Source organism: Synechococcus sp. N32 (genome assembly GCF_900473895.1).
In the GTDB taxonomy this organism is placed as follows: Bacteria; Cyanobacteriota; Cyanobacteriia; order PCC-6307; family Cyanobiaceae; genus Parasynechococcus.
This window is the reverse complement of record NZ_UCND01000015.1, coordinates 24572-48565: the sequence shown is the minus strand read 5'-3', so window position 1 is coordinate 48565 and position 23994 is coordinate 24572. Positions and strand designations below refer to the sequence as shown.

Genomic DNA, 23994 nt, shown 5'->3' with positions numbered 1-23994 from the left:
CGGGAGCCTGGCGGAATTGGTAGACGCAGCTGACTCAAAATCAGCCGGCCACTGGTCTTGGGGGTTCAAGTCCCCCGGCTCCCATCCCTCCGCCGTCATGAACACCTACGGCCGTTTCCCTTTGGCTCTGGCCAAGGGAAAGGGCTGCTGGGTCAAAGACACCCAAGGGCGGCGCTACTTGGATGCTGTTGCTGGCATTGCCACCTGCACCCTGGGCCACAGCGACAGGGTCATGCAGCGGGCTCTGCGCAAGCAGCTGGGACGGCTCCAGCATGTGTCCAACCTCTATCGGATTCCGGAACAGGAAGAGCTGGCCAGCTGGCTGGTGCGCAACAGCTGTGCCGACAGCGTCTTCTTCTGCAATTCCGGCGCCGAAGCCAATGAGGCCGCGATCAAGCTGGCGCGCAAGCACGGCCATCAACGGCGCGGCATCGAACAGCCGGTGATCCTCACGGCAGCAGCCAGCTTCCATGGCCGCACGCTCGCGGCGGTCACCGCCACCGGTCAACCCAAGTACCACAAGGGTTTTGAGCCCATGGTGACCGGGTTTGATTATTTCCCCTACAACGATCTGGAGGTCCTCGAAGCCCTGATCAACCGCTACGAACAGTCCGGTCCCTCGATCGCGGCCGTTCTGGTTGAACCCCTGCAAGGAGAGGGTGGCGTCAACCCTGGAGATCGCACTTTCTTTTCACGCCTGCGCGAGATCTGCACGGAGCGAAATATCCTGCTGATCCTTGATGAGGTGCAGGTCGGCATGGGGCGGAGTGGCCGCCTCTGGGGTTATGAGCAACTGGGCATCACCCCTGACGCCTTCACCCTGGCCAAGGGCCTGGGCGGTGGTCATGCCATTGGTGCCCTGCTGGTGAACGCGTCAGCTGATGTGTTTGAACCCGGCGACCATGCCAGCACCTTCGGTGGGAATCCCTTTGCCTGCCGGGCGGGGTTGACGGTGGCCACCGAAATCGAACGACGAAATCTGCTGACCAACGTCACAGCCCGAGGCGAACAACTGCGCGACGGGCTCCAGGAGCTTGTGAACTGTTTCCCCGAGCACCTGCAAGGCGTGCGGGGCTGGGGCCTGCTGCAGGGCATCGTGATCCGGGAGGGCAGCAGTTGGACGGCCCCCGCGCTGGCGAAAGCCGCCATCGACCACGGTCTACTGCTGGTAGCGGCCGGACCCTCAGTGCTGCGCATGGTGCCCCCACTGACCATCAACAAGCGCGAGGTGCGCGAGCTGCTGCGCCGTCTTGCGGCGACCCTCTCCAGCCTCAGCTGAGTGGACGATCTGTCTGATCTGATCCCACGCTTCGACCTGCGTGGCATGGATCTGCAGTTGGATCGCATGGATGCGGCCCTCCGCGAGCTCGACCATCCCTGTCGGACGATTCCCGCGATTCAGGTGCTGGGCACCAACGGGAAGGGATCCATCGTCAGCTTTCTGGAATCAGCCCTCTGTGCCGCCGGCCTCCGCTGCGGGGTCACCACCTCCCCTCACCTGGTGAGCTGGTGCGAACGCATCCGGATCAAGGGGACCCCCATTGCGGTTGAAACCCTGCGCAGCCGGTTGCAGGCGCTCCAGCCGCTGAGCGAACGGCATCGGCTCACCCCGTTTGAACTGCTGGTGACCGCCGCCCTGTTGGAGTTCCACCGGCACGCCTGCGAGCTGCTGGTGCTGGAAGTGGGGCTGGGGGGACGGCTTGATGCCACCACGGCCCATCCCTGCCGTCCTGTGGTGGCCGTCGCCAGCATTGGGATGGACCACTGCGAGCACCTGGGCCACAGCCTCACCGCCATCGCGACCGAAAAAGCGGCAGCGATCCCGCCTCAGGCGACCGTGATCAGTGGCGCCCAAGCCCCTGAAGTGCAGGAGGTCCTGGAAACAACCTGCCGCACTCAGCAGGCCACGCTCCACTGGGTGAAGCCGCTGAATTCCAGCTGGCAACTGGGCTTGCCCGGCGCCATTCAGCGCAGCAACGCCGCTGTAGCCCTCGGTGCCTTGCAAGCCCTCTCGGGCCTGGGCTGTTCGTTACCTGAAGCGGTGATTCAGGAGGGCTTCGCCAAAGCCCACTGGCCCGGTCGCCTGCAAACCGTGCATTGGGGCGTCCACACGCTTCGCCTCGATGGAGCCCACAATCCACCGGCCGCAGTGCAGCTGGCCGAAGAACGCAGCCAGTGGAGTGGTGCCTGCAACGGTGTTGTTTGGATCCTGGCGATTCAGGCCCATAAGGACGCTGTCGCCATGCTCCAGACGCTGCTGCAGCTCCAGGACCAGGCCTGGATCATTCCGGTGCCGAGCCACAGGAGCTGGAGTCGTTCGGCCCTCCTCCAGGCACTACCCCAGCTCGAGCACCAGCTGCAGGAGGCCGACGGCCTCGAAAGTGTGCTCCACCAGCTCAGCAGCAATGGATGGCCGACACCGATGCCGATTGTTGCCGGATCGCTGTATCTGATCGGTGACCTGTTCGCTCGCGGCGTTGTAACGGCAGAGTGAGCACAGCTTAGGCGTGAACTGTGCTGCGAATCTCCCGGTTGCTGGGCCTTCTCCTGCCACTCCTGCTCATGGCAACGCCGGCCCTGGCCCTGGACACCTCAGCTGGAGTGGGACTGCAGGATCGTGCCCTGTTCCAGGAAAAGGTGGACTACACGCTCACCAACCAGAGCAACGGCGACTTCGAGGGGCAGAACCTGGCCAACACATCCTTCGCCGGAGCCGTGGGCCGCGGAGCGAACTTCCGGGGCGCCAACCTGCATGGCGCGATCCTCACCCAAGGGGCCTTTGCCGAAGCTGATTTCCAGGGAGCTGACCTCTCCGACGCCCTGATGGATCGCGCCGACTTCGTCGCCACCGATCTACGCAATGCCGTGCTGACGGGGATCATTGCGTCGGGCAGCAGCTTCAGCAACGCTCAGATCGAGGGGGCCGATTTCACGGATGCCCTGCTCGATCGTGATGATCAACGCCGGCTGTGCAGCGAGGCCGATGGCATCAACCCCAGCACCGGAGTTTCCACCTTCGACAGCTTGGGCTGCTGATCCTCAGGAGCGCTCCTCCCAACCTCGAAGCTTGCCGGGATTGAGCAGGCCCTCGGGATCAAAGCGCTGCTTGGCCGCCACCTGATCGGCATCGATGACGCCAAGGCCGCCGTCTTCCACCGTGATCACGTGGGGGTTGAACAACATGGCACCCGCGGCCCTGCAGTCGTCCATCAACCGGTTCAGCTGATCTGCCCCCTGCCAACGCACGAGCGGCAGAGCCGCCAGCCGAGGACAGCCCTGCTGACGCACAAGCTCGAGATGCCAGAGCAGGGCATCACCCCAGCGCTGCTTCAAGGCCGCCATCGCTGGGGCCTCCGGTTGCGGCAACAGCATCTGCAGGTAGGTCCATCCCGGCTCTGAAGCCCGCACATGCAGGGTGGTGTGGTTCCAGCTCAGCTCGCGCAAGCCATTGCCCCCGGAGAGATCCTCAGGGCCGAGATCCCGCAGGATGGCGCCAGCTGACTGCGCCATCCGTTGCAGGCTGTTGAGCCCATCGGGGGCAACGAGCAACAGCAGCCGGTGCGCCGAGACGGCAGGACCACCCCAGCTGGGCATCCGGGGCAACAGCGGCTGTTCCAGCAGGCTCGCCAAATGGAGATCCAAGGCCGAGGCAGCGATCCGTTGCATCAGCTCAATCGCCTGCTCCCAGTGCTCGCAGTCCACGCTCACCTGGTGCCAGTTGACCGCTGGAGCTGTGGCCAGGCTGAGGGCCGTGATGATGCCGTTGGTGCCGTAGGCGTGATTCAAAGCCTCCGCATCCATCTCGCCAAGTTGATGGCGCCGGGCATCGGGGCGTAGCGGCACGATCTCCAACCCGAGCAGATGACCTGGATCCCGCAGGAAGCCCCAGCGCAGGGAACCGATGCCCCCAGAGCCCCCTGCCACAAAGCCGCCAATGGTGGCGCTGCGCCAGGTGCTGGGCATCAAGCGCAGCTGGCGTCCATGGCGGCGCAACTCCTGATCCAGATCGCGCATCACACAGCCCGGTTCCACGGTCACCACCCCGGTGATCGGATCAATCGAGCGGATCTGCCGCAGGGCCGTGGTGAGCATCACCACGCCGCCCTGCAGAGGCACACACTGGCCGTAGTTCCCTGTCCCAGAGCCGCGCAGGGTTAAGGGAACCTGGTGCTCGGCGCAGGCCGAAGCCAGCCGTTCAACGGCATCCACCGTGCGCGGACGCACCACCAACTCAGCACGGCAGGCCTCCAGCCGCGGCGTCAGCACGGGGGAGTACTCAAAGGCGTCCCGGGAATGGCGCTGCAGCTCCCCCGGTTCATCCAACAACTCCAGTTCCGGATCAACGCTGAGTGCTTGCCGCAGGGCAATCAAGGCTTCGGCGCGACCCATGGCGTGGCGGAACACTGGTCAGGGTCTAGCGCCTGGCGACGACTGCCAGTGGCCGTCCACGAGAACCTGACGCTGCGGAGCAGAACGGATCAGGTCCGACCATCCCTGGCCCTTCATGCTGATCAGATCGGCAGGAGCGCCGGCCCGCAGCACCCCATCCCATTCCAGTTGAAGAATGGCCGGCGGTGCCGTGGTGAAAGGGGCCAGGCCCAGACGCTGCCAGGGCAACAACTGAGTCCACGGAATCGATGCAGCCAGCAGGGCCAAGGGGTCGAAGTCACCTCCCGGGAACCAGGGATCGGCCACGTTGTCACCCGCCACCGCCACAGGAACACCGGAACGTTGCAACTGACGGATCGGAGCCTGCGGACGCTGAAGGGGGGTGGCATCGTCCGCCCGTGCGAGCAACCAGGCATTGGTCAGGGGCAGGGCAATCACACTGAGCTGCGCTGCTGCCATGCGCTCTGCCAACCGCGCCAGAGAGGACGCCGGCAGAAGGGAAAGACTGCTGGCATGGCTGCAGGTGACGGGAACCTGCACCGGCACGCGCTGCAGGGCCTTCAACAGCTGAACCATGCCCTGCGCCGCACCGTGATCCGCCTCATCGATGTGGAGATCGACGCCGCAGTTGTGGCGCTCAGCCAGGCGCAACAACACCTCCAACTGCTCCGTGACCACGGCCGATCCACAAGGAGGTGTCAGAACACCACCAAGGCAGCCGCCACTGGCGGCCACACGACGCGCCAGAGCATCCGCTTCAGCTGAACACCAGAATTCCAAGGGCACCAGCGCCACCAGCTGCAAGTCGATGCGGCGGCGCCAGCGCTGCTGCAGGGTGAGCAAGGCATCCCAGCTGGGCTCAGCGCCAGGGCCACCACTATCCACATGGCTGCGCATGGCCCGCAGCCCATGGGCGAATGCTCTCTCCATGGCGCGTTCTCCGCGTTGAAGCACGCAGGCGACGGTTCGGGAGCTGTGCTCCCGCAGGTTGGCCTCCAGGGCACCCCCGTAGCTGCCGCTGAGGTTGGGATGCTCCTGCCAGGTGTAGGCCTTGTCCAGATGGACATGGCAATCGACCAAGCGCGGCAACACCATTCGAGACGGTGGCACGCGTTCGGCAGACAGGGGCTGGGGCTCCCGCAGACGCCCCTGCTCCCAGGCCAGGCGCACGGGCGTCAGCCCTTGCTTCTCAACCTCCGGCAAGGGCGTTGAAGGGGCGAAATCCAGCAGTCCCAGGGGCGCCCAGGCCTCAAGGACGCCACTCCCCGGCTTGGAATCAAGCGACGGGGCGTCCATCACCGCTCAGCACCGTTGCTGGAATCGGTGCTGAGGACCACGAAACGACCGGCCACACCAAGGCTGAGCACTTCAAAACCAGGCAGGCGCAGACCGGGCAGCATCTCCTTCTTTTCCATCCGAGTGGAATACAGACTGGCCACAAACAAGTTTCGACGGGTGGTGAACCGACCCGCCAACGCCGCCAGTGCATCCCGCTGGGAGGCAATCAACTCAGGGCAATTGCGAATCCACAGACGCAGCACCATCGGCAGGGTCGGCTCGTCGCAGAGTTCCTTGGTGCCCAACCGGACCAACTGATCACCGGCATGGGTTTGATAGTCCTCCAAAGACGGGTTGGACACCACCAGCGAGAGCACCCCGACCGCTGCAATCCCCCCCGCCAACATCGCCAGAGCAGACCGACCTTGCGGACGCGATGAAGGGGACACCAGGCAGGCTGCAGCTCGTGTTGGTAGATTCTCACGGACGCGGCGGGCGTCGCCAAGTGGTTAAGGCAGCGGCTTGTGGCGCCGCTATTCGGGGGTTCGAATCCCCTCGCTCGCCCTCTCAACAATTCAACAAAGCCCTGAGAAGCGGTTCTGCTCCCCAGCGGATAGGATCTGTGCAGGGAAGACCCAGCGTCTGGCGGATGCGCTCCACCTCGTCTCGAGCCTGAGCCTCATCAAGGCGGGCGGTGTTGAGGGCGACCGCGGCAACCTTGGCTGGCTCAGCAGCCCCATCAGGCCGCGCCCAGCTCGCCAGGGATTCTGTGGTGGCCACCAAGGCCTCAAGGCTTGGAAGCGGGATCTGAGGCAGTCGATCGATGGTCTGCTGTGCTGCCCGATGCACGAGCAACAGAGCCGTCGGCTGCGTGCCCCGCAACAGGGGCAACGTGGCCGTGGAGGCCGGATGGCAGAGCGATCCCTGACCCTCCACCAGCACAAGACCCTGCTCCGGCAGAGCCGCCGCCGCGCGAAGCACCGCCGCCTCGACCGCACCGGCGGCGTAATCGACGCGCACAGCATCCAGAGCGACCCCTTCTCCGCTGATCAGAATTCCGGCCTGCCCTGTGCCCACAAAGCGCGCGGGGATCCCGGAGCGCTGGGCTGCCTCCAGGAGAGACAGGCATGCGCTCATCTTGCCGACAGCCATATCGGTGCCAATCGCCAGAAGGCGCCGGCAGGGAAGCTCTGCGGCGCGTGCCTGGCCAACGTTGAGGCCTTCCGGCTCCCGGCGCAGATCCCAGATCCAACGGTCGCGCCAGCAGGCGTCTGCCAGTTCGGGATCATCGGCCAGGCGGGTGTGGAGTCCGCTGGCGAGATAAAGGCCTGCGCGCAACGCCGCCAAGGCGTCGTGGCGAACAGGATCAGGCAGCCGCCCCCCCGAAGGAGCCAGGCCCACCACAGCAACCTCAGGCTCGTAGGGCAGAGCAGCAGACAAGTCCGCCACCACCGGCACATCACGCTCGATGCCGGTGACGCGTTGCAGAGACTGGCCCGCATGGTCGGGATCGATCACCGCGACGATCGGTCCAGCACGGTGTCGGAGCATGGCCAGACCGGTCTTGCCGGTGAGGCTGGCCAAACCACCGTGTTGGAGCAGCACCAACCGCATCTCCCGAAATCCAGACGGCGCTTGAATCCCGCTCATCACGCTGCAGTGCCTCCTGCCTGGCGGATCCCCAATCCAGCCATCGCCGAAGGCCGCAGACGATCGTCCTGCAACTCAAGGCCAACAAAGGGGTCATCCACCAAGTTGAGATGGCTGTCGAGATCCGGCCAACGAATCAGAGGCAAGATCTGGGCCGCTGCACCGTTCAACAACGAACTGTCGGAGTAGCAACCCACCATCAGGTCCAGCCCCTTCTTCTGCGCCACTTGGGCCATTAGCAAGGCCTGACTGAGCCCCCCGGTCTTGAGCAGCTTGAGATTCACGCCATCCACCACTGGGGCCAGGCGCAGCAGATCCTCCAGATCCCAGCAACTTTCATCCGCCACCAAGGCCATCGGACAGTGCGGGTGCAGCGCCGCGAATCCCGCTGTGTCCTGCGTGGGATCCAGGTCTGGAGCCAGAGGCTGCTCCAGCAGCACCACCTGGTGTGCGGCCAGGGGCTGCAGCATTTGCTTGGCCTGATTCACGGTCCATCCGCCATTGGCATCCACCTGCAGTTCGATGGCCACACCCTGCCGCTGGGATCGATCCGTGATGGCCTGAGCCACCGCCCCCAACAGGCTGAGGTCGTGGTCCAAGCCGTCAGGGCTGCCCAGCTTGAGCTTCACCCGCGTCGCCGGCAGCTGCGTCCACCAGCGTTCGAGACGATCCAACACGGCATCCACTGAAGCCAGTCCCAGGGTGACGCTGGTGGCCACACCCTCGGCTGGGTCCAATCCCCAGAGCCGCCACAGCGGATGGCCGAGCCGTTGCCCATGCCAGTCCCACAAGGCCAGGTCGATGGCACAACGGACCGGGGGACTCAGGGATGCAAGCAGGGGCTCAAACCGTTGCGGACGGTGGGGATCCAGAGCTTCCAGTTGCGGCAAAAGCCCCAGCAGCTCCTGTTCCACAGCCTCAAGGGCAAAGACTCGGTGGCCGGTCTCAAATCCCCCGGTCTCGCCGCGGCCCACCAGCCCATCACGTTCCAACCTGAGCTCCAACCGCACCACGGCAGCTGTGGTGCCCCTGCTGATCGTGAGGGGCACGGCCTTGGTGAGCGAAAACCGTGTGAGGGCCCAGCCCATCGCCATCCGGCTGTCAATCTCCAAACTGACACAACACCGCTGTGACTCACACTGAGAAGGCTTGAGCCAGAGATTTGGTCGCCTCCGCCCCCCTCGCCACTGACGCCACCGCCAACCCCCAGCGCGGCAGCTACTGGATCACCACGTTCGGCTGCCAGATGAACAAGGCGGACTCCGAACGGATGGCGGGAATCCTGGAGGCCATGGGCTATCGGGAGGCGTCAGCCGAACTGGATGCCGATCTGGTGCTTTACAACACCTGCACCATCCGGGACAACGCCGAGCAGAAGGTTTACAGCTACCTCGGCAGACAGGCCCAGAGGAAACGCAGCAACCCCAATCTCACCCTGGTGGTGGCGGGCTGCGTTGCTCAGCAGGAGGGCGAGTCCCTGCTCCGGCGGGTGCCGGAGCTGGATCTGGTGATGGGACCGCAACACGCCAATCGGCTTGAAACCCTTCTGCTGCAGGTGGACAGCGGTCAGCAGGTGGTCGCCACCGAAGACCACCACATCCTTGAAGACATCACCACGGCCCGCCGGGACAGCAGCATCTGTGGCTGGGTGAACGTGATCTACGGCTGCAACGAACGTTGCACCTACTGCGTGGTGCCCTCCGTGCGCGGAAAAGAACAATCACGGCTGCCCCAGGCGATCAAGCTGGAAATGGAGGGTCTTGCCGCCCAGGGCTACAAGGAAATCACCCTGCTCGGCCAGAACATTGATGCGTACGGCCGCGATCTGCCGGGCATCACGCCGGAGGGTCGCCGCCAACACACCCTCACGGATCTGCTCCATCACGTCCACGACGTGGAGGGCATTGAACGGATCCGTTTTGCCACCAGCCATCCGCGCTACTTCACCGAGCGGCTTATCGATGCCTGTGCCGACCTGCCCAAGCTCTGCGAACACTTCCACATTCCGTTTCAGAGCGGGGACAACGACGTGTTGCAGGCCATGGCCCGGGGCTACACCGTTCAGCGCTACCGGCGGATCATCGACCGCATCCGTGAGCGCATGCCCGATGCCTCCCTCAGTGCCGATGTGATCGTTGCCTTCCCTGGCGAAACCGATGCGCAGTACCGCCGCACCCTCGAGCTGATCGAAGAGATCGGTTTCGATCAGGTGAACACAGCGGCCTATTCACCCCGGCCCAATACCCCTGCGGCCCATTGGGACAACCAGCTGCCGGAGGAGGTGAAGGTGGAACGCCTGCGCGAAATCAATGCCCTGGTGGAACGCTGCGCCCGCAAGGCCAATGCCCGCTACGAGGGGCGTACGGAAGAAGTGCTGGCGGAGGGCATCAACCCCAAGGACCCATCGCAGCTGATGGGGCGAACCCGCACCAATCGCCTGACCTTCTTCAGCTCCACCGGAGCGGATGGTCGTGCCTACGAAGCGGGCGATCTCGTGCCGGTGCGCATCGATGCGGTGCGCTCCTTTTCACTCAGCGGCAGCCCCCTGCCCCACTGAGCACAACGCTGATACCTTTGGCGCTCCCACCGCTCAGGGGTCGCCGCATTCATGCCGTCCAGTCCCATCACGGTCGGGCTCGTCTTTGGAGGCCGCTCTAGAGAGCACGACGTGTCGATCCGATCTGCGGCGACCGTCGTCCGAGGCCTGCGCAGCGGGCAGAACCGAGAGCGATTCACGGTACAGCCGATCTACATCGACCGTGATGGTCGCTGGTGGGGAACAGATCTGTCCGAAGCAACCCTGGCCTCCGAAACCGCACCGGAGCTCAACCCACCTCTGCCCCCATCAGGATTCCAGGGGTTCCCGGAGGGATGTGATGCGGTCGACCTCTGGTACCCGGTGCTCCATGGTCCCAATGGAGAAGACGGCACCATTCAGGGGTTGTTCCAGCTGACCGGCAAACCGTTCGTTGGTGCCGGCGTGCTCGGCTCAGCCGTCAGCATGGACAAGCAGGCGATGAAATCTGCTTTCGCCAGCGCCGGGCTGTCCCAGGTGCCCTATGTGGCCCTGCACGCATCCGAACTCGAGAACGCGATCAGCCGATCGGCCCTCATGGATCGGATTGAACGCGAACTGAACTACCCCTGCTTTGTGAAGCCCGCCAATCTCGGCTCCTCGGTGGGCATCAGCAAGGTGCGTTCCCGCCAAGAACTGGAAGCAGGCCTGAATCAGGCTGCAGCGCTCGATCCAAGGCTGGTGGTGGAGCAGGGCGTCAACGCCCGAGAAGTGGAATGCGCCGTCCTGGGGGGACGCATGCTCGAAGCGTCGGTGATCGGTGAGGTTCGTTTTGATGCGGACTGGTACGACTACGAGACGAAATACACCGCAGGGCGCAGCACCACGTTGATTCCCGCTCCACTACCCGATGAAGTGGCTGACCGCATCCGCGCCCAGGCCCTGCAGGCCTGCGCTGCCCTGGGCGTCAACGGCATGGGTCGGGTGGATTTCTTCTACGACGACGCCAACGATCAGCTCTGGATCAACGAAATCAACACCCTGCCTGGTTTCACGGCCCAGAGCATGTTCCCGATGCTCTGGGCGGCCAGCGGCGTAACACTCGAACAGTTGGTGCACAAACTGATCCAAACCGCAGGAGAATGAACGCAGCGTCCTTCGCCTAACCCATGAGCCACGGACTGCTCTGGTTTCCTCTGCTGCTGGCCTTTGTGCTGCTGGCTTCGCTCGGATGGCTGGAACGGCGGCGCCAAAACCTTTTTCGCACCTGGGCCGAAGGCTCCGAACTCGCCAAGCTCGATGGTTGTGGTGGTGCCCGTCTGAAAGACGGTGAACTGCACTGGAGCAGCTTCGAGGCGGGAAGTTTCCAGGATCAGGGCTCGTTTGACGTCTGCAAACTCGAGCTTGTGGAGCTGATGTCGCTGGCGTCCGGTGATGCGCCCCTCACCGACGAATCCCAGGGGCGTTGTCGGCTGCGCCTCATCGGGAAAGATCTGCAGATGGATGTGCCCTTCTCTGATGCCGACCGCGCGCGCAGCTGGGGTGAGCAGCTGATGGCACGGGCCCGATGCGACCTGTGAGCCGGGTCTCGACCAACAACAAATCCTCCCAAAGGCCGGTTTCCGCGCAGGTGGCCCGGCGCCGGGACTTGCGCCGGCAGCGCCGCCAGACCCTGTTGCTGCAGCTCTGGCGCTTTGTGGCCTTGCTGCTGCTCAGTGGCGGATTCAGCTGGATCTTGCTGCGCCATGGCTGGACGCTGCGGAGCCCTGAGGCAGTGATCCTGACCGGAGGTGCTGCCCTTGAGAGCAATCAGGTGATCGAGGCGGCAAAGCTTCGCTTTCCCTCACCCCTGCTGGAGGTCAGTCCGAGGGAGCTGGAACAACAGCTGGTCGGGGTCTTGCCGGTTCACAGCGCTCACGTGCAGCGCCGGATGTTCCCCGCTCGCCTCGTCATCAGCCTGAAGCCGGAGATTCCCATCGCACGCGCTGAGCGTCGGGGACCCGCTGGACGCGAACGGGGGCTGCTCAACGCCGCAGGTGAATGGATTCCCCTGAGCGACGCCGTAGCAGATCCGCTCACGGAGATCGTGGTGCGCGGCTGGAATAGCCCGCAACGCGGTCAGGTCGCTGCGCTGCTGCAACAACGGAATCGTTTCGCCGGGATGCTGAAAGCCATCGTGCTTGATCCCGACGGCAACATCAGTCTGATCACCACCGAGCTTGGCCGGATTGATCTCGGTGGCGAACCGGCCCTCTTAAACACTCAGATCGACACGATCCTCCATCTGAACCGGACGTTGCCAAAGCACCTGCGCGGGGCCCATCACAGCAGCCTTGATCTCAGCAATCCGGACCGCCCGGAACTGCAACTGCCGGCGCCACCCGCCCCCAAGCAGCCCAAAACTGAACCCTGAAACCTTCGGGTGGAAAATCTGGAGACCACAACCTCAGCTCCTGGTTTGTGATCTGTTGAAGCCGAGACAAGGCTTCAGGGACATAATGCAACGCAACCACACGGTTCTGCCTCGACGATGGAGATGGTGAGCGGCTCAGGGTCTTTCACGGCAGCTGGTATCCAGCCCAGCCAGTCCGCCCGCATCGAGGTCATCGGCGTTGGGGGTGGCGGCAGCAATGCCGTCAACCGCATGATCCTCAGCGACCTTGAGGGGGTTGGATACCGCGTTCTCAACACCGATGCCCAGGCCCTGATCCAGTCGCAGGCCCAGCAACGGCTGCAGTTGGGGCAGACCCTGACCCGCGGACTGGGTGCCGGCGGCAACCCCACCATCGGCCAGAAGGCAGCTGAAGAATCCCGCACCGATCTGCACGATGCACTGCAGGGCTCAGATCTGGTGTTCATTGCCGCTGGCATGGGCGGTGGAACGGGGACTGGTGCAGCACCAGTGGTGGCCGAAGTCGCCCGTGAAGTCGGTGCTCTCACCGTGGGCATCGTGACCAAGCCGTTCAGCTTCGAGGGCCGTCGTCGCATGCGTCAGGCCGACGAAGGCATCGCTCGGTTGGCGGAACACGTTGACACCCTGATCGTGATCCCCAACGACCGCCTGCGTGATGCCATCGGCGGAGCTCCCCTTCAGGAAGCCTTCCGGAGTGCGGACGACGTCCTGCGCATGGGCGTCAAAGGCATCAGCGACATCATCACCTGCCCGGGCCTGGTGAACGTTGACTTTGCTGACGTTCGCTCCGTGATGACCGAAGCAGGCACAGCACTGCTGGGCATTGGCATCGGTTCCGGTCGCTCAAGAGCCGTGGAAGCAGCCCAAGCCGCGATTGCAAGCCCGCTGCTGGAAACCGAGCGCATCGATGGCGCCAAGGGCTGTGTGATCAACATCAGCGGTGGTAAGGACATGACCCTGGAGGACATGACCACTGCTTCCGAGGTGATTTACGACGTTGTCGATCCCGAAGCCAACATCATCGTGGGCGCTGTGGTGGATGAAGCCCTCGAAGGGGAGATCCACGTGACGGTGATCGCTACAGGCTTCGAGAACAAGCAGCCATACCGCAGCGAGCGCAGCCGCTCCGTGCCCGGAATGCTGAATCGTGGGGAGCCCGAAGAGAACGGCGCCCGCATTCCTGAGTTCCTGCGTCGCCGTCAGCAACAGGACAACGGCAGCTTGTGAAATCGCTGTCAGACCCCGCGGTCTGACAGCTCATTTGAATGTGGTGACCCGGAACCCACGCCTGCCCTGAGCATCCCGTGTGGCTGCTCCCTTCCGGTCCTGACCAGATTTGGGCGTCAGAGCCGCATGGGCCCGAATCGGCCGAATGCTAGCAATGAGCCCCCGAGGGGTTCTGAAGCTGCATGCGTCCTTCTGATCTGACCCGCTTCAAGCAGAAGGGCCAACCCATCGCCGTGCTCACCGCTTGGGACAGCCTCTCTGCAGCTCTGGCCGAGGCCGCCGGTGCAGACGTGCTGCTGATCGGTGATTCACTGGCGATGGTGGCGCTGGGCCATGCCACAACACTCCCGGTGAGCCTGGACCAGATGCTTCATCACACCCAGGCGGTGGCCCGGGGATTGACGGCCATGCCGGCCGACCAGCCCCTGCTGGTCTGTGACCTGCCCTTTCTCAGCTACCAGTGCGGCGAAGACCGCGCCGTGGCGGCTGCAGGGCGTTTGTTGAAGGAGTCCAGCGCAGCGGCGGTGAAATTGGAGGGGGCGGAACCCGAGGTTGTCGCCGTAATCGACCGTCTGGTACGCATGGGCATTCCCGTGATGGGGCATCTGGGCCTCACCCCCCAGGCCGTGCATCGCCTGGGGTACAGGCGCCAGGCCACGGACGCCATCAGCCAGGAACGCCTGGTTGATCAGGCGCGCACCCTCGAGCAGAAGGGCTGCTTCTCCCTGGTGTTGGAACATGTTCCTGCCGAGCTGGCGTGCCGGGTGCAGCAGGCCCTGACCATCCCGGTGATCGGCATCGGGGCAGGTGACGGCTGCGACGGCCAGGTGCGCGTCACCGCAGACCTGCTGGGGCTCACCGCCAAACAACCTCCGTTCAGCCCAGCGCTGGTGGATGGCCGCCGCCTGTTCATCGACACGTTGAAGGGTTGGGTCCAGCAGACCCGGAACAACACTCTTCCCACCACAGAATCACCTCAATCAGCACCTGATTGCTGAGGGCCATGCCCTCGGGGTCGGTGAGGCACCAACGGCCTGCCCGCTGCTGCAGCCATCCACGCTCAACGAACGGTTGCCAGCGGCGCACCAGGGCATCGGCATCAAGACCTTGAAGGGTCACCCCTTCCCGGCGCCGCAGACCCACCAGCAATTGATCATCCAGGGGGAGTTCAGCCTCGGCGACTGATTCCTCAGGAGGATGATCCAGCCATTCCGCGTAGGCGGCGCGGGTGCGGGGTCTCGCCAAACGCACCCCCCAGGGTGCTGATGTCGCTCCCATCCCAAAACCCCACCAGCCGGCACCGCTCCAGTACACCCGGTTGTGACGGGAGGCATGGCCCGGACGGGCGTGGTTGGAAATCTCGTAGCGGCTGAGTCCAGCAGCCGACAGCCGTTGTGTGGTCCGCTCCATCAAGGCAACGGCCAGGTCGTCCTCCGGCAGCTGCAACAGGCCAAGCGTTTGTTGGCGATCAAACACCGTGCCCGGCTCCACCGAAAGGTCGTAAATCGAGAGATGGGGAGCCTGACTGGCAATGGCCTGATCCAACTGCGCATTCCACCCAGCCAGGGTCTGGCCCGGGAGGTTCTGGATGAGATCGAGACTCCAGGACCGAAGCGCGCCATCGCGCCAGGCCTGAACCAGCCAGTCGATCGCCGCATGGAGGTCGCTCTGGCGATGCCGACGCCCCAGCTGCTCGAGCACCGCATCATCAAAGCTCTGCCCCCCCAGGCTGATGCGGTTCACGCCATGGGCCAGAACGGAGGCCAACTGCGCGGAGTCAAAGGTGGCCGGATCCATCTCCAGGGTGATTTCCGCACCCGGTTGAAGACCGAATTTGTTGGCCAAGGCATCGATCAGTGCTCCGATCTGATCGGGGCACAACAGCGATGGCGTTCCCCCGCCGATGTACACGGTGGATAAGGGAGGACCCCCTGGGGCAGAGGCGATTTCCCGATGCAGCAAGCTCAGGTACTCACGGATCGAGCGACTGCCAGGCCCATCGTCGGCTCGGGCCTGGTCCCCCAGGGGAACCACGGCGAAATCGCAGTAGTAACAGCGCCGGTGGCAGAAGGGAATGTGGAGGTAGGCGCTGCGGGGCGGGATGGGATAAGGCATGCTTCTGGCATCCGGATCGAGCTGCCACGACCTGAACCCATGGTGGATCCGCTCATCCTGCTTCTGTTTGTGGTGTCCGGTGCAGCTGCCGGGTGGATGGGGATTCACTTGCTGCCCGACGGCCTGGTGAGTGCAACCACCAATGCTGAACAGTTGCGTCTCCAGCTCAGCGGAGCTGGCGGTGGCATTGGCTTGATCGCAGGCCTGGTGTTCAAAAAGCTGCGGGTGCGCCTGATGCAACAGGTGCGCACCATGCCCACCGATCTGCTGGTGAGCCGGGCTGTCGGCCTGATCCTGGGGTTGCTGGTGGCCAACCTGCTGCTGCTGCCCGTTCTGCTGCTTCCGTTCTCCGGAGGAATCGTTCTGCTCAAACCCCTTCTGGCGGTGGTGAGCAATGTCTTTTTTGGAATTCTCGGAAGCAACCTGGCGGAAGTTCACGGCCGCACGCTGCTGCGCCTGTTCAATCCGGCGAGCACGGAGGCGCTGCTGGTGGCTGATGGGGTGCTGACCCCCGCCACGGCCAAGATCCTGGACACCAGCGTGATCATCGATGGCCGGATCCGCGGCATGCTCGCCTGCGGATTGCTGGAAGGGCAGGTGATCGTTGCCGAATCGGTGATCGATGAGATGCAGCAGCTGTCGGATTCCACCAACATCGAAAAGCGGGCCAAGGGCCGACGTGGCCTGAAGCTTCTGAAGGATCTGCGGGAAACCTACGGGCGGCGGTTGGTGATCAACAGCACCCGTTACGACGGCAAGGGAACGGACGACCGATTGCTGCAGTTGGCATCCGACACCGGCGGCACGCTGGTGACCGCAGACTTCAACCTGGCGCAGGTGGCCCAGGTCAAAGACCTGAAGGTGATGAATCTGAGTGAGCTGGTGATCGCGTTGCGGCCTGAAGTGCAACCCGGCGACGAGCTCAAACTCAAGATCGTGCGAGAGGGCAAGGAGGACAGCCAGGGTGTCGGCTACCTCGATGACGGAACGATGGTGGTGGTCAACGAGGCGAAATCGCTGATCGGCCAACGCAAACCTGTGGTGGTGACCGGTGCCCTGCAAACCCCAACCGGCCGCATGGTATTTGCACGGTTGGACGAGAACGATGCATCAACCGACACCAAGCCCTCATCCAAATCGAAAAGTCAGGGAAAACCGGCCAAAACCAGCAACCGCAAGCCCGCTGACCCCGGCTAGGCTCGCCCCACCGCGATGGTGGAGATGACAACTTCGGCCCCGTACTACGGCGACAGCGCCGTGATGCGCACACCACCTCCTGATCTTCCATCACTCCTGCTCAAGGAGCGAATCGTCTACCTGGGCTTGCCCCTGTTCTCTGACGACGACGCCAAGCGTCAGATGGGCATCGACGTGACTGAGCTGATCATTGCTCAGCTGCTTTATCTGGAGTTCGACAACCCAGAGAAGCCGATTTACTTCTATATCAACTCCACTGGCACCAGCTGGTACTCGGGTGATGCGATCGGATTCGAGACCGAAGCCTTCGCCATCTGCGACACCCTCCGCTATGTGAAGCCTCCGGTGCACACCATCTGCATCGGCCAGGCCATGGGCACGGCGGCAGTGATTCTTTCGGCAGGGACCAAAGGTCAACGGGCCGCACTGCCTCACTCCTCCATCGTTCTGCACCAGCCCCGCAGCGGCGCCCGCGGCCAGGCGACGGACATCCAGATCCGTGCCAAAGAAGTGCTGCACAACAAGCAGGCGATGCTCGAAATCCTCTCCACCAACACAGGTCGTTCTGTGGAGGAGCTGAGCAAGGACTCCGACCGGATGAGCTACCTCACCCCTCAACAAGCCGTTGAGTACGGACTGATCGACCGCGTGCTCAGCAGCCGCAAGGACCTGCCTGGCAATCCCCCCGTCTGACCGACGGCATCAGACCCAACCCTCCTGCCCTTCCTTCATCAACGTACTGAACCATGCCGATCGGTACCCCCAGCGTTCCCTACCGCCTGCCCGGCAGCCAGATGGAGCGCTGGGTCGACATCTACACCCGTCTCGGGGTGGAGAGGATCCTCTTCCTTGGCTCTGAGGTCAATGACGGCATCGCCAACAGCCTGGTGGCCCAGATGCTCTATCTGGACTCGGAAGACAGCAGCAAGCCGATTTACCTCTACATCAACTCCCCCGGCGGCTCCGTCACGGCTGGACTGGCGATTTACGACACCATCCAGTACGTCAAGAGCGAGGTGGTGACCATCTGCGTTGGCCTTGCTGCATCCATGGGTGCCTTCCTTCTCGCGGCTGGCACCAAAGGCAAGCGGGTCGCCCTGCCCCACAGCCGGATCATGATTCACCAGCCCCTCGGCGGTACCAGCCGTCGCCAGGCCAGTGATATCGAGATCGAAGCACGGGAAATCCTGCGGATGAAGGAAATGCTCAACCGCTCCCTGGCCGACATGAGTGGCCAGAGCTTCGAGAAGATCGAGAAGGACACCGACCGGGACTACTTCCTCAGCGCCGAAGAAGCCAAGGAATACGGCCTGATCGACCGCGTCATCTCCCATCCGAACGAGGCCTGAACCGAACGGGGCAGGCCGCTGCGTAAGCTCGTCCACTGCAGTGTTCCGTAAGCCCGCCCCGGATGGCCCAGCTCTTTTACGACTCCGACGCCGATCTCGGTCTGCTGAACGGCAAGACCGTGGCCATCATTGGTTATGGCTCGCAGGGTCATGCCCACGCTCTGAACCTGAAAGATTCAGGCGTGAACGTGGTGGTGGGCCTCTATGACGGCAGCCGCTCCGCCGAAAAAGCCAAGGCGGACGGCCTTGAAGTGCTGAGCGTGGCCGATGCCTCAGCCAAGGCCGACTGGATCATGGTCTTGCTGCCCGACGAATTCCAGAAGGGCGTCTACGAGAAGGAAATCGCACCCCACCTGAGTGCAGGCAAGGTGCTCAGCTTCGCCCACGGCTTCAACATCCGTTTCGAGCTGATCAAGCCCCCCGCCGATGTGGATGTGGTGATGATCGCCCCGAAGGGCCCTGGCCACACCGTGCGTTGGGAGTACCAGAACGGCCAGGGCGTGCCCGCCTTGTTCGCCATCGAACAGGACGCCTCCGGCAACGCCCGCGGCATGGCAATGGCCTATGCCAAGGGAATCGGTGGCACCCGTGCCGGCATTCTGGAGACCAACTTCAAGGAAGAGACCGAAACCGACTTGTTCGGTGAGCAGGCTGTGCTGTGTGGCGGTCTGTCTGAACTCGTGAAGGCTGGTTTCGAGACCCTGGTGGAAGCGGGCTACCAGCCCGAATTGGCATACTTCGAGTGCCTGCACGAAGTGAAGCTGATTGTGGATCTGATGGTGAAGGGAGGACTGACCTCCATGCGCGATTCGATCTCCAACACTGCGGAGTACGGCGACTACGTCAGCGGCCCCCGTCTGATCACCGCCGACACCAAGGCCGAGATGAAGCGCGTTCTGGCAGACATCCAGGACGGCACCTTCGCCAGGAACTTCGTAGCCGAATGCGAAGCCGGCAAGCCAGAGATGAAAAAGGTGCGCGACCGTGATTCCCAGCATCCGATCGAGAAAGTGGGCAAAGGCCTGCGCTCGATGTTCAGCTGGCTGAAGGACGCCTGATCCAGCGCAAGCGCTGAACAGCCGGTGGCATCAGACACCATCACTCAGCTCACCCCCCGCTCTGTTGCCCTAACGGTGCAGAGCGGGGATTTTTGTTGGTTTCTGGCCACGCCCCTCCCATGAGTTCAGAAGCGTTGGGAAGCCTGATGGTGATCGGGGCAGCCGTGCTTGATCGGCTGATCGGTGACCCGCGCCGGTGGCTCCACCCCGTGGTGGTGATGGGGTGGAGCATTAAGCAGTTGCGCCATTGGGTCGAGCGATGGGCGGGGGACCATCCGATCAAGCTGCGGATCGGGGGAGGCTTGATCAGCCTGATCCTTGTGCTTGGCAGCGTTCTGACGGGCTGGTGTCTGGAGCGGCTGCTGTGGCTTCCATCCCCATGGGGATGGCTCAGCATTCCGATACTGACCCTGAGCCTCGCCAGTGCCCTGGCGGCTCGCAGCCTCAAGGACAGCGTGCTCGCCGTGGTGGATGCACTGCCCTCAGCGGCGGTGGGGGATCTCGAACCAGCCCGCCGGAACTTGAGCTGGATCGTTGGACGCGACGTTCAGAGTCTGGATCGCACGGGACTGCTCAGAGCCGCAGCTGAAACAGCCTCAGAGAATGCCGTGGATGGCGTGTTCGCACCGCTGTTCTGGATGGGGATCGGTGCCCTGCTGTGGATGGTCCTGCCCTCTGGCCCTGGTCCGCTGGCGCTGGCCTGGGGCTTCAAGGCCAGCAGCACGCTGGATTCCATGCTCGGGTACCGCAGCGGTCGGCTGCGCTGGTTGGGGACAGCCGGCGCTCGCTTCGATGATCTGCTCACCTGGCTGCCCTGCCGTCTGGTCATGCTGACGCTGCCCCTGGTCTGCCCACCCTGGACGCATTGGGTGCAACGGGTGCAGGCAGCAGAGCGGGATGGCTCTGCGGATCCATCCCCCAATGCAGGTCGTTCAGAAGCGATCTACGCCCACTGCATCGGCATCCAACTTGGCGGCGAGAACAGATATGGAGAGCGCTTGGTGCATAAACCTGTGCTTGGAGCCGGCCAACCAACGGCAAACGGGCCTCTGGTTAGAGCTGTTCTGAAGGCATCAAGCCGACTGGAGATCGTCTGGATCAGTGGTCTTGGGATCATCCAATGGACGGTGAGCCGATGAGCACAAGTCAGTAAGCACCGCGATCCATCGGCAGAAGCAACACACCAAATGTGCGCAAGATGATGGCAAAGTCCAGGCCGAACGAACGACCACGGGCATAGGCCAGATCAAGCTTGACCCGTTTCTTGTAGCTCAAGTTGTTTCTGCCACTCACTTGCCAAAGGCCGGTCAAACCAGGGCGGACTGAGGCAACTTCGTCCATGTAGGGGTCATAACGAACCAGTTCTTTCTCAACGATTGGGCGTGGACCGACCACGCTCATTTCCCCACGAAGAACATTCAAGAACTGTGGAAGCTCATCAAGACTCGAGCGGCGCAGGAAACGGCCCAGGGGAGTGATCCGGGGATCACGTTTCAACTTGAAGTCACGCTCGAACTCAGCACGCAGCGAGGAATCTGCCTCTAGAACACGCGCAAGAACGGTATCCGCATCGGCCCGCATGGTGCGGAACTTGATGCAGCCAAAACGTTGGTAGCTCCGGCCCACCCGACGCTGAACGTAAAACACAGGCCCCGGTGAACTGAGCTTCACCAATCCCGCCAGAAGCAGCAACAACGGTGAACCGATGCTGAGTACGGCGAGAGAAAAAACAATGTCTCCGGTGCGCTTGAAGACTCGGCCCCAACGGTTCTGATGGCGAATCAGCGTGCCGGTCGACAGATCCGATGGCGGAGCTGAGATCAGCGCAAGGTGCGGCTTGTACTTGCCACGGCGAGGTGCACGCCCTGCGGACTGAATCAAGGATGGCCGGGAGGCCGAGGTCAATGGCTCAACATGGGACTCACCACACTCAACGTCACAGGTGCAGCCCTGACATCTCCGCAGGGTCACTCGCTGCAACGGCACAGCCCCGCTGATGGTCGCTCCAGGCTGCTCGCAGAGCCGATTCAAAGCGCGCCGCAAAGGCTTCCGGCCTGAAGCGCTCAGCCCACGCACGAATGGCCTCTGCATCAAGAAAACGCCAAATGCGTTCTTGTTCAAACCACTCCACGGCCTGCACCAACGACTCGACGCTTTGTTCAGGGAACAGCACCCCAGTGGGATCAGGAATCCCGGCAGCCGCACAACGCACCGTGTCCAACAAACCACCCCGCCCAAACCCAATCACCGGAGCTCCCGACGCCATTGCTTCCACCGGAGCAATGCCGAAGTCCTCCAGGCCGGCGTACACAAATGCCCGACAACGGGCCATGAGCTCTTCCACCTGCTGCTGGGACTGACGGCCGAGCAAGGTGACGGTGGGACCAGCCAGAGCCTCCAATCGCGCCTTCTCCGGACCATCCCCCACCACAAGCAGGGGGAGACCCAGGCGATTGAAGGCTTCCACCACAAGATCCACCCGCTTGTACGGGACCAAACGACACAGACAGAGGTAGACGTCGTCTCGATCGGCATTCCAGCGAAAGCGCTCCACCTCCACGGGGGGATGGATCACGCGGGCCTCCCGCCCCCAGTACTTGCGGATTCGACGCGCCGTGAAACGGGAGTTGGCAATGAGGTGGTCCACCCGCTGAGCACTGAGTTGGTCCCATTGCCGCAGAGCATGGAACTGCCAGCGAATCAAAGGGCCCAGACCACGCCGAGCCAGCGCCGAACGCTGCAGATAAGCGTGCATCTGGTCCCAGGCGTAACGCACGGGTGTGTGCACATAACTGATGTGCAGCTGGTCCGGAGACGTCAGCACACCCTTGGCAACCAGGTGGCTGCTGCTGATCACCAGCTCAGCAGCACCAAGATCAATCTGTTCGATGGCAAAGGGCAGCAGCGGCAGGTACTGCTGCACATGGCTGCGCCCCCACGGCAAGCGCTGAATCGGGCTGGTGAGGACGGATCGTCCGTGCAACCAACTGCCCGGCCGTCGAGATTCGGCGTCAATCAAGGCCGCCATCTGCGGCTCGCAACCGAGGCTGCGCAGTAGGGAATCAACCTCTTGAACAACCTGTTCTGCACCACCGACAGAACGAGGCGAGAACCACTCATGAACCAGAGCGATGCGCTGCGGGAAGTAATCCGAAGCCGAGGCCATCCCTCTGGAGTTAAGCGAACGCTACGAAGTCTCTCAGCTCATTGCAGGAGCAGACCAAGATCACGATGCTGGTGCACATGTCCAGCACGAACCTCACCATCAACATCCTTCTGGAGGAGGCGTTGAATGAACCGGACATCGGCACAACAAGCCGATTCCGTTGGCATGCAACAGCGGTGGGGATAGCAGCACTTTGGATTGACAGCGCTCCGCCATCAACACCGCCCTTTGAGGACGCGCTCAAAGAAGGGCTCAATGTGGGGCTCGACCTCAGCCGAGAGGAACGAGAATTTCATCAAGTGGAGCAGGGACTGGTGCTTTTGTTCCACTCCTAATCAGCGGAAGAGCAGTGTTAGCGCACCATCCTTCCGAACAGCAAAACTGGCGTACCGGCAAAACAGCGGCTGCCCTCCAAAACGTGAACAGGCCAGGACAAGCCTGAATGCATGCAGCGATCATGGCATGACAATGGGCAGCATGAGACATCACTCCGAGGGAAAGCGCGCTCGCCACGTCATCGTGATCGCAGGAGCGTCGGGCTGCGGGAAAACACACCTGATCCAAAAATTAAGCCGACCTCCCCACGATGAATTCATTCGGAAGGTCTTGGAAAAACTTGACTGCAATCCAAATCAACGCCTCAAACGCTCCACCCTGAACCGGATGCAAAGGCTGATGGATCCAGCCAATGCGAAGAAGCAAAAAACACAAAAATTGGAGTACTGCCTTCTTCTTCACATCGATCTCACCAGCATCAATCACCACAGCAATCTGAAGCGGTTACGTCAGACCCTCACAAACACAACACGCCTTGACGTCATCACCCTGTACACAACTCCCCATGAATGGCGAGAACGCATTATCAATCGAATTCACACAGACAACGAGCCGTCAATGCGGGCAGCGCTGATCGCCCTTTCAGGAAAGATTAGCAGCACATTATCAGCCTTTTTGTATCACAGGGAATACAAAAAGTGGTCTAAAGACCTACAGAGCCTCGACAGCAAAAAAAGCATAATCATCAACACATTCAACAGAACGATCTACTCCTCAGCCAATACCCCATTTTGAGGATGCACTCGAAAAGAAACTGACAATGGGTCTCGAACACAATCGAGAAAAACGCTATCTCAATCAGGTGGAATAGCGCCTAGCACTTCTGTTTCACTCCGAGGGGAGCACCTCCTCTATCCGCTTGTTGCCTCGCACACGTCGACGGGTGCCCATGGCGTCGTGGGTCATGAAGAGATAGGGGCGTTCACACTTCGCCTTCGGCACAACGAGCTACGCCGTATTCATAAGCCGAGCCAAAAATCTGTCCGCAGGGATCACTAGCGCCCTTCGATGTGATCCACGGATTACACCCCATCGCTTCCGGGGTGCCCCTTGAAAACCAAGTTCGACCAATCAAGAATTGAACGGAGAGGGTGGGATTCGAACCCACGAGGGTGTGACCCCTACACGATTTCGAGTCGTGCGCAATCAACCGGACTCTGCCACCTCTCCACACGCCCAAAGGCGTACGGGAACTTTATAGGCCAATGAACCGCAATCCAGCCCCATGCTGCAGAAGCCAACGGCGCTCGGTTGCAGACGGCTTGAAGCCCAGCCATATTCCGGTGAAAACCTGCTGTGGA

Annotated in this window: 24 protein-coding genes, 3 tRNA genes and 1 other RNA gene; 18 read left to right on the top strand and 10 right to left on the bottom strand. The window is 62.5% G+C overall.

The annotated features are described in order from the left end of the window. Position 1: 1 nt before the first annotated feature. The 4 genes from DXY35_RS08640 to DXY35_RS08630 all read left to right on the top strand — a co-directional run bounded on the left by DXY35_RS08640 (position 2) and on the right by DXY35_RS08630 (position 3036). Positions 2-84 (top strand) — tRNA-Leu (locus DXY35_RS08640). Between the two features lie 13 nt (positions 85-97). Next, positions 98-1279, top strand: a complete 1182-nt coding sequence (locus DXY35_RS12995) for an aspartate aminotransferase family protein (protein ID WP_179948674.1) — start codon at positions 98-100, stop codon at positions 1277-1279. After that, positions 1280-2494 (top strand): folylpolyglutamate synthase/dihydrofolate synthase family protein, encoded by a 1215-nt coding sequence (locus DXY35_RS12990; RefSeq protein ID WP_179948673.1) that lies wholly within the window; start codon positions 1280-1282, stop codon positions 2492-2494. Between the two features lie 68 nt (positions 2495-2562). Next, positions 2563-3036 carry a pentapeptide repeat-containing protein gene (locus DXY35_RS08630; protein WP_244273148.1) on the top strand — a complete coding sequence of 158 codons (474 nt, stop codon included), beginning with the start codon at positions 2563-2565 and terminating at the stop codon, positions 3034-3036. A 3-nt stretch (positions 3037-3039) separates the two neighbouring features. Here the strand turns inward: DXY35_RS08630 and DXY35_RS08625 are convergent, their stop codons facing one another. From DXY35_RS08625 to DXY35_RS08615, 3 genes are read right to left on the bottom strand one after another with little or no spacing between them, the layout of a single operon-like run. Further along, positions 3040-4389 (bottom strand): FAD-binding oxidoreductase, encoded by a 1350-nt coding sequence (locus DXY35_RS08625; RefSeq protein WP_115081965.1) that lies wholly within the window; start codon positions 4387-4389, stop codon positions 3040-3042. 18 nt (positions 4390-4407) lie between these two features. Beyond that, entirely contained in the window at positions 4408-5685 is a 1278-nt protein-coding gene (locus tag DXY35_RS08620; RefSeq protein ID WP_115081964.1) for an amidohydrolase family protein, read from the bottom strand. Beyond that, the gene (locus DXY35_RS08615; protein WP_115081963.1) at positions 5685-6074 is read right to left on the bottom strand and encodes a DUF4359 domain-containing protein; all 390 of its coding nucleotides are present in this window, start codon (positions 6072-6074) and stop codon (positions 5685-5687) included. The genes DXY35_RS08620 and DXY35_RS08615 overlap by 1 nt, the downstream gene beginning before the upstream one ends. 84 nt (positions 6075-6158) lie before the next feature. On the opposite strand from DXY35_RS08615, the gene DXY35_RS08610 reads away from it, so the two are divergent. After that, positions 6159-6231: transfer RNA gene (locus tag DXY35_RS08610), tRNA-His, on the top strand. Between the two features lie 3 nt (positions 6232-6234). On the opposite strand, the gene DXY35_RS08605 is transcribed toward DXY35_RS08610, so the two are convergent. Next, the gene (locus DXY35_RS08605) at positions 6235-7317 is read right to left on the bottom strand and encodes a DUF1611 domain-containing protein (RefSeq protein ID WP_115081962.1); all 1083 of its coding nucleotides are present in this window, start codon (positions 7315-7317) and stop codon (positions 6235-6237) included. Next, positions 7317-8405, bottom strand: coding sequence for a dipeptide epimerase (locus DXY35_RS08600; RefSeq protein WP_170950629.1), 1089 nt, complete (start codon positions 8403-8405; stop codon positions 7317-7319). The genes DXY35_RS08605 and DXY35_RS08600 overlap by 1 nt, the downstream gene beginning before the upstream one ends. A 74-nt stretch (positions 8406-8479) precedes the next feature. On the opposite strand from DXY35_RS08600, the gene miaB reads away from it, so the two are divergent. The 5 genes from miaB (at position 8480) to ftsZ (ending at position 13472) form a co-directional block, all read left to right on the top strand. Further along, the gene (miaB, locus tag DXY35_RS08595; protein ID WP_115081960.1) at positions 8480-9874 is read left to right on the top strand and encodes a tRNA (N6-isopentenyl adenosine(37)-C2)-methylthiotransferase MiaB; all 1395 of its coding nucleotides are present in this window, start codon (positions 8480-8482) and stop codon (positions 9872-9874) included. Between the two features lie 51 nt (positions 9875-9925). After that, the gene (locus DXY35_RS08590; protein WP_115081959.1) at positions 9926-10978 is read left to right on the top strand and encodes a D-alanine--D-alanine ligase family protein; all 1053 of its coding nucleotides are present in this window, start codon (positions 9926-9928) and stop codon (positions 10976-10978) included. Between the two features lie 23 nt (positions 10979-11001). Then, on the top strand, positions 11002-11412 hold the full coding sequence (locus DXY35_RS08585) for a hypothetical protein (protein WP_114988446.1): 411 nt from the start codon (positions 11002-11004) through the stop codon (positions 11410-11412). Next, entirely contained in the window at positions 11400-12245 is an 846-nt protein-coding gene (locus DXY35_RS08580; RefSeq protein WP_244273044.1) for a cell division protein FtsQ/DivIB, read from the top strand. The genes DXY35_RS08585 and DXY35_RS08580 overlap by 13 nt, the downstream gene beginning before the upstream one ends. Before the next feature lie 117 nt (positions 12246-12362). Then, a complete protein-coding gene (gene ftsZ, locus DXY35_RS08575) occupies positions 12363-13472 on the top strand; it encodes a cell division protein FtsZ (RefSeq protein ID WP_115008739.1) in 1110 nt (369 codons plus the stop codon). A 41-nt stretch (positions 13473-13513) separates the two neighbouring features. Here the strand turns inward: ftsZ and ffs are convergent. Next, positions 13514-13611, bottom strand: an RNA gene (gene ffs, locus DXY35_RS08570) — signal recognition particle sRNA small type. 43 nt (positions 13612-13654) lie between these two features. On the opposite strand from ffs, the gene panB reads away from it, so the two are divergent. Beyond that, positions 13655-14470, top strand: coding sequence for a 3-methyl-2-oxobutanoate hydroxymethyltransferase (gene panB / locus DXY35_RS08565; RefSeq protein ID WP_115081958.1), 816 nt, complete (start codon positions 13655-13657; stop codon positions 14468-14470). On the opposite strand, the gene hemW is transcribed toward panB, so the two are convergent. Next, positions 14382-15587: a radical SAM family heme chaperone HemW gene (gene hemW, locus DXY35_RS08560; protein ID WP_115081957.1), complete on the bottom strand. Its 1206-nt coding sequence runs from the start codon at positions 15585-15587 to the stop codon at positions 14382-14384. The two genes, panB and hemW, sit on opposite strands and share 89 nt — an antisense overlap. Before the next feature lie 39 nt (positions 15588-15626). Here hemW and DXY35_RS08555 point away from each other — a divergent pair, with 39 nt between their 5' ends. The 5 genes from DXY35_RS08555 to cbiB all read left to right on the top strand — a co-directional run bounded on the left by DXY35_RS08555 (position 15627) and on the right by cbiB (position 20330). Further along, positions 15627-16784 (top strand): PIN/TRAM domain-containing protein, encoded by a 1158-nt coding sequence (locus tag DXY35_RS08555; protein WP_115008736.1) that lies wholly within the window; start codon positions 15627-15629, stop codon positions 16782-16784. Positions 16785-16808: 24 nt separating this feature from the next. After that, complete coding sequence (locus DXY35_RS08550; RefSeq protein WP_114988632.1) at positions 16809-17477, top strand: ATP-dependent Clp protease proteolytic subunit; 669 nt, start codon at positions 16809-16811, stop codon at positions 17475-17477. Between the two features lie 53 nt (positions 17478-17530). Then, positions 17531-18133, top strand: a complete 603-nt coding sequence (locus DXY35_RS08545) for an ATP-dependent Clp protease proteolytic subunit (protein ID WP_006851781.1) — start codon at positions 17531-17533, stop codon at positions 18131-18133. Positions 18134-18195: 62 nt separating this feature from the next. Continuing rightward, positions 18196-19191 carry a ketol-acid reductoisomerase gene (gene ilvC, locus DXY35_RS08540; RefSeq protein WP_115081956.1) on the top strand — a complete coding sequence of 332 codons (996 nt, stop codon included), beginning with the start codon at positions 18196-18198 and terminating at the stop codon, positions 19189-19191. Positions 19192-19337: 146 nt separating this feature from the next. Next, positions 19338-20330 (top strand): adenosylcobinamide-phosphate synthase CbiB, encoded by a 993-nt coding sequence (gene cbiB / locus DXY35_RS08535; RefSeq protein WP_170950573.1) that lies wholly within the window; start codon positions 19338-19340, stop codon positions 20328-20330. 7 nt (positions 20331-20337) lie between these two features. On the opposite strand, the gene DXY35_RS08530 is transcribed toward cbiB, so the two are convergent. Then, a complete protein-coding gene (locus DXY35_RS08530; RefSeq protein WP_115081955.1) occupies positions 20338-21096 on the bottom strand; it encodes a sugar transferase in 759 nt (252 codons plus the stop codon). A 31-nt stretch (positions 21097-21127) separates the two neighbouring features. Further along, positions 21128-22357: a glycosyltransferase gene (locus DXY35_RS08525; RefSeq protein WP_115081954.1), complete on the bottom strand. Its 1230-nt coding sequence runs from the start codon at positions 22355-22357 to the stop codon at positions 21128-21130. Positions 22358-22422: 65 nt separating this feature from the next. Here DXY35_RS08525 and DXY35_RS08520 point away from each other — a divergent pair, with 65 nt between their 5' ends. Both DXY35_RS08520 and DXY35_RS08515 read left to right on the top strand, forming a co-directional pair. After that, positions 22423-22692: a hypothetical protein gene (locus DXY35_RS08520; RefSeq protein WP_045172942.1), complete on the top strand. Its 270-nt coding sequence runs from the start codon at positions 22423-22425 to the stop codon at positions 22690-22692. A 127-nt stretch (positions 22693-22819) separates the two neighbouring features. Next, a complete protein-coding gene (locus tag DXY35_RS08515) occupies positions 22820-23428 on the top strand; it encodes an AAA family ATPase (RefSeq protein ID WP_170950572.1) in 609 nt (202 codons plus the stop codon). Between the two features lie 348 nt (positions 23429-23776). Here DXY35_RS08515 and DXY35_RS08510 read toward each other — a convergent pair. Beyond that, positions 23777-23863: transfer RNA gene (locus DXY35_RS08510), tRNA-Ser, on the bottom strand. Positions 23864-23994 lie beyond the last annotated feature (131 nt).

Excerpts from the sequence above, each read along its gene's own strand:
- DXY35_RS08525 (WP_115081954.1), bottom strand. The coding sequence starts at position 22,357 with ATGGCCTCGGCTTCGGATTACTTCCCGCAGCGCATCGCTCTGGTTCAT.
- cbiB (WP_170950573.1), top strand. The coding sequence starts at position 19,338 with ATGGTGATCGGGGCAGCCGTGCTTGATCGGCTGATCGGTGACCCGCGC.
- DXY35_RS08600 (WP_170950629.1), bottom strand. The coding sequence starts at position 8,405 with ATGGGCTGGGCCCTCACACGGTTTTCGCTCACCAAGGCCGTGCCCCTC.
- DXY35_RS08515 (WP_170950572.1), top strand. The coding sequence starts at position 22,820 with ATGACAATGGGCAGCATGAGACATCACTCCGAGGGAAAGCGCGCTCGC.
- DXY35_RS12995 (WP_179948674.1), top strand. The coding sequence starts at position 98 with ATGAACACCTACGGCCGTTTCCCTTTGGCTCTGGCCAAGGGAAAGGGC.
- DXY35_RS08550 (WP_114988632.1), top strand. The coding sequence starts at position 16,809 with ATGACAACTTCGGCCCCGTACTACGGCGACAGCGCCGTGATGCGCACA.
- DXY35_RS08555 (WP_115008736.1), top strand. The coding sequence starts at position 15,627 with ATGGTGGATCCGCTCATCCTGCTTCTGTTTGTGGTGTCCGGTGCAGCT.
- DXY35_RS08580 (WP_244273044.1), top strand. The coding sequence starts at position 11,400 with ATGCGACCTGTGAGCCGGGTCTCGACCAACAACAAATCCTCCCAAAGG.
- ilvC (WP_115081956.1), top strand. The coding sequence starts at position 18,196 with ATGGCCCAGCTCTTTTACGACTCCGACGCCGATCTCGGTCTGCTGAAC.
- DXY35_RS08625 (WP_115081965.1), bottom strand. The coding sequence starts at position 4,389 with ATGGGTCGCGCCGAAGCCTTGATTGCCCTGCGGCAAGCACTCAGCGTT.
- panB (WP_115081958.1), top strand. The coding sequence starts at position 13,655 with ATGCGTCCTTCTGATCTGACCCGCTTCAAGCAGAAGGGCCAACCCATC.
- DXY35_RS08615 (WP_115081963.1), bottom strand. The coding sequence starts at position 6,074 with ATGTTGGCGGGGGGGATTGCAGCGGTCGGGGTGCTCTCGCTGGTGGTG.
- DXY35_RS08605 (WP_115081962.1), bottom strand. The coding sequence starts at position 7,317 with ATGAGCGGGATTCAAGCGCCGTCTGGATTTCGGGAGATGCGGTTGGTG.
- hemW (WP_115081957.1), bottom strand. The coding sequence starts at position 15,587 with ATGCCTTATCCCATCCCGCCCCGCAGCGCCTACCTCCACATTCCCTTC.
- DXY35_RS08545 (WP_006851781.1), top strand. The coding sequence starts at position 17,531 with ATGCCGATCGGTACCCCCAGCGTTCCCTACCGCCTGCCCGGCAGCCAG.
- DXY35_RS08630 (WP_244273148.1), top strand. The coding sequence starts at position 2,563 with ATGGCAACGCCGGCCCTGGCCCTGGACACCTCAGCTGGAGTGGGACTG.
- DXY35_RS08620 (WP_115081964.1), bottom strand. The coding sequence starts at position 5,685 with ATGGACGCCCCGTCGCTTGATTCCAAGCCGGGGAGTGGCGTCCTTGAG.
- DXY35_RS08585 (WP_114988446.1), top strand. The coding sequence starts at position 11,002 with ATGAGCCACGGACTGCTCTGGTTTCCTCTGCTGCTGGCCTTTGTGCTG.
- ftsZ (WP_115008739.1), top strand. The coding sequence starts at position 12,363 with ATGGAGATGGTGAGCGGCTCAGGGTCTTTCACGGCAGCTGGTATCCAG.
- DXY35_RS08590 (WP_115081959.1), top strand. The coding sequence starts at position 9,926 with ATGCCGTCCAGTCCCATCACGGTCGGGCTCGTCTTTGGAGGCCGCTCT.
- DXY35_RS08520 (WP_045172942.1), top strand. The coding sequence starts at position 22,423 with ATGCTGGTGCACATGTCCAGCACGAACCTCACCATCAACATCCTTCTG.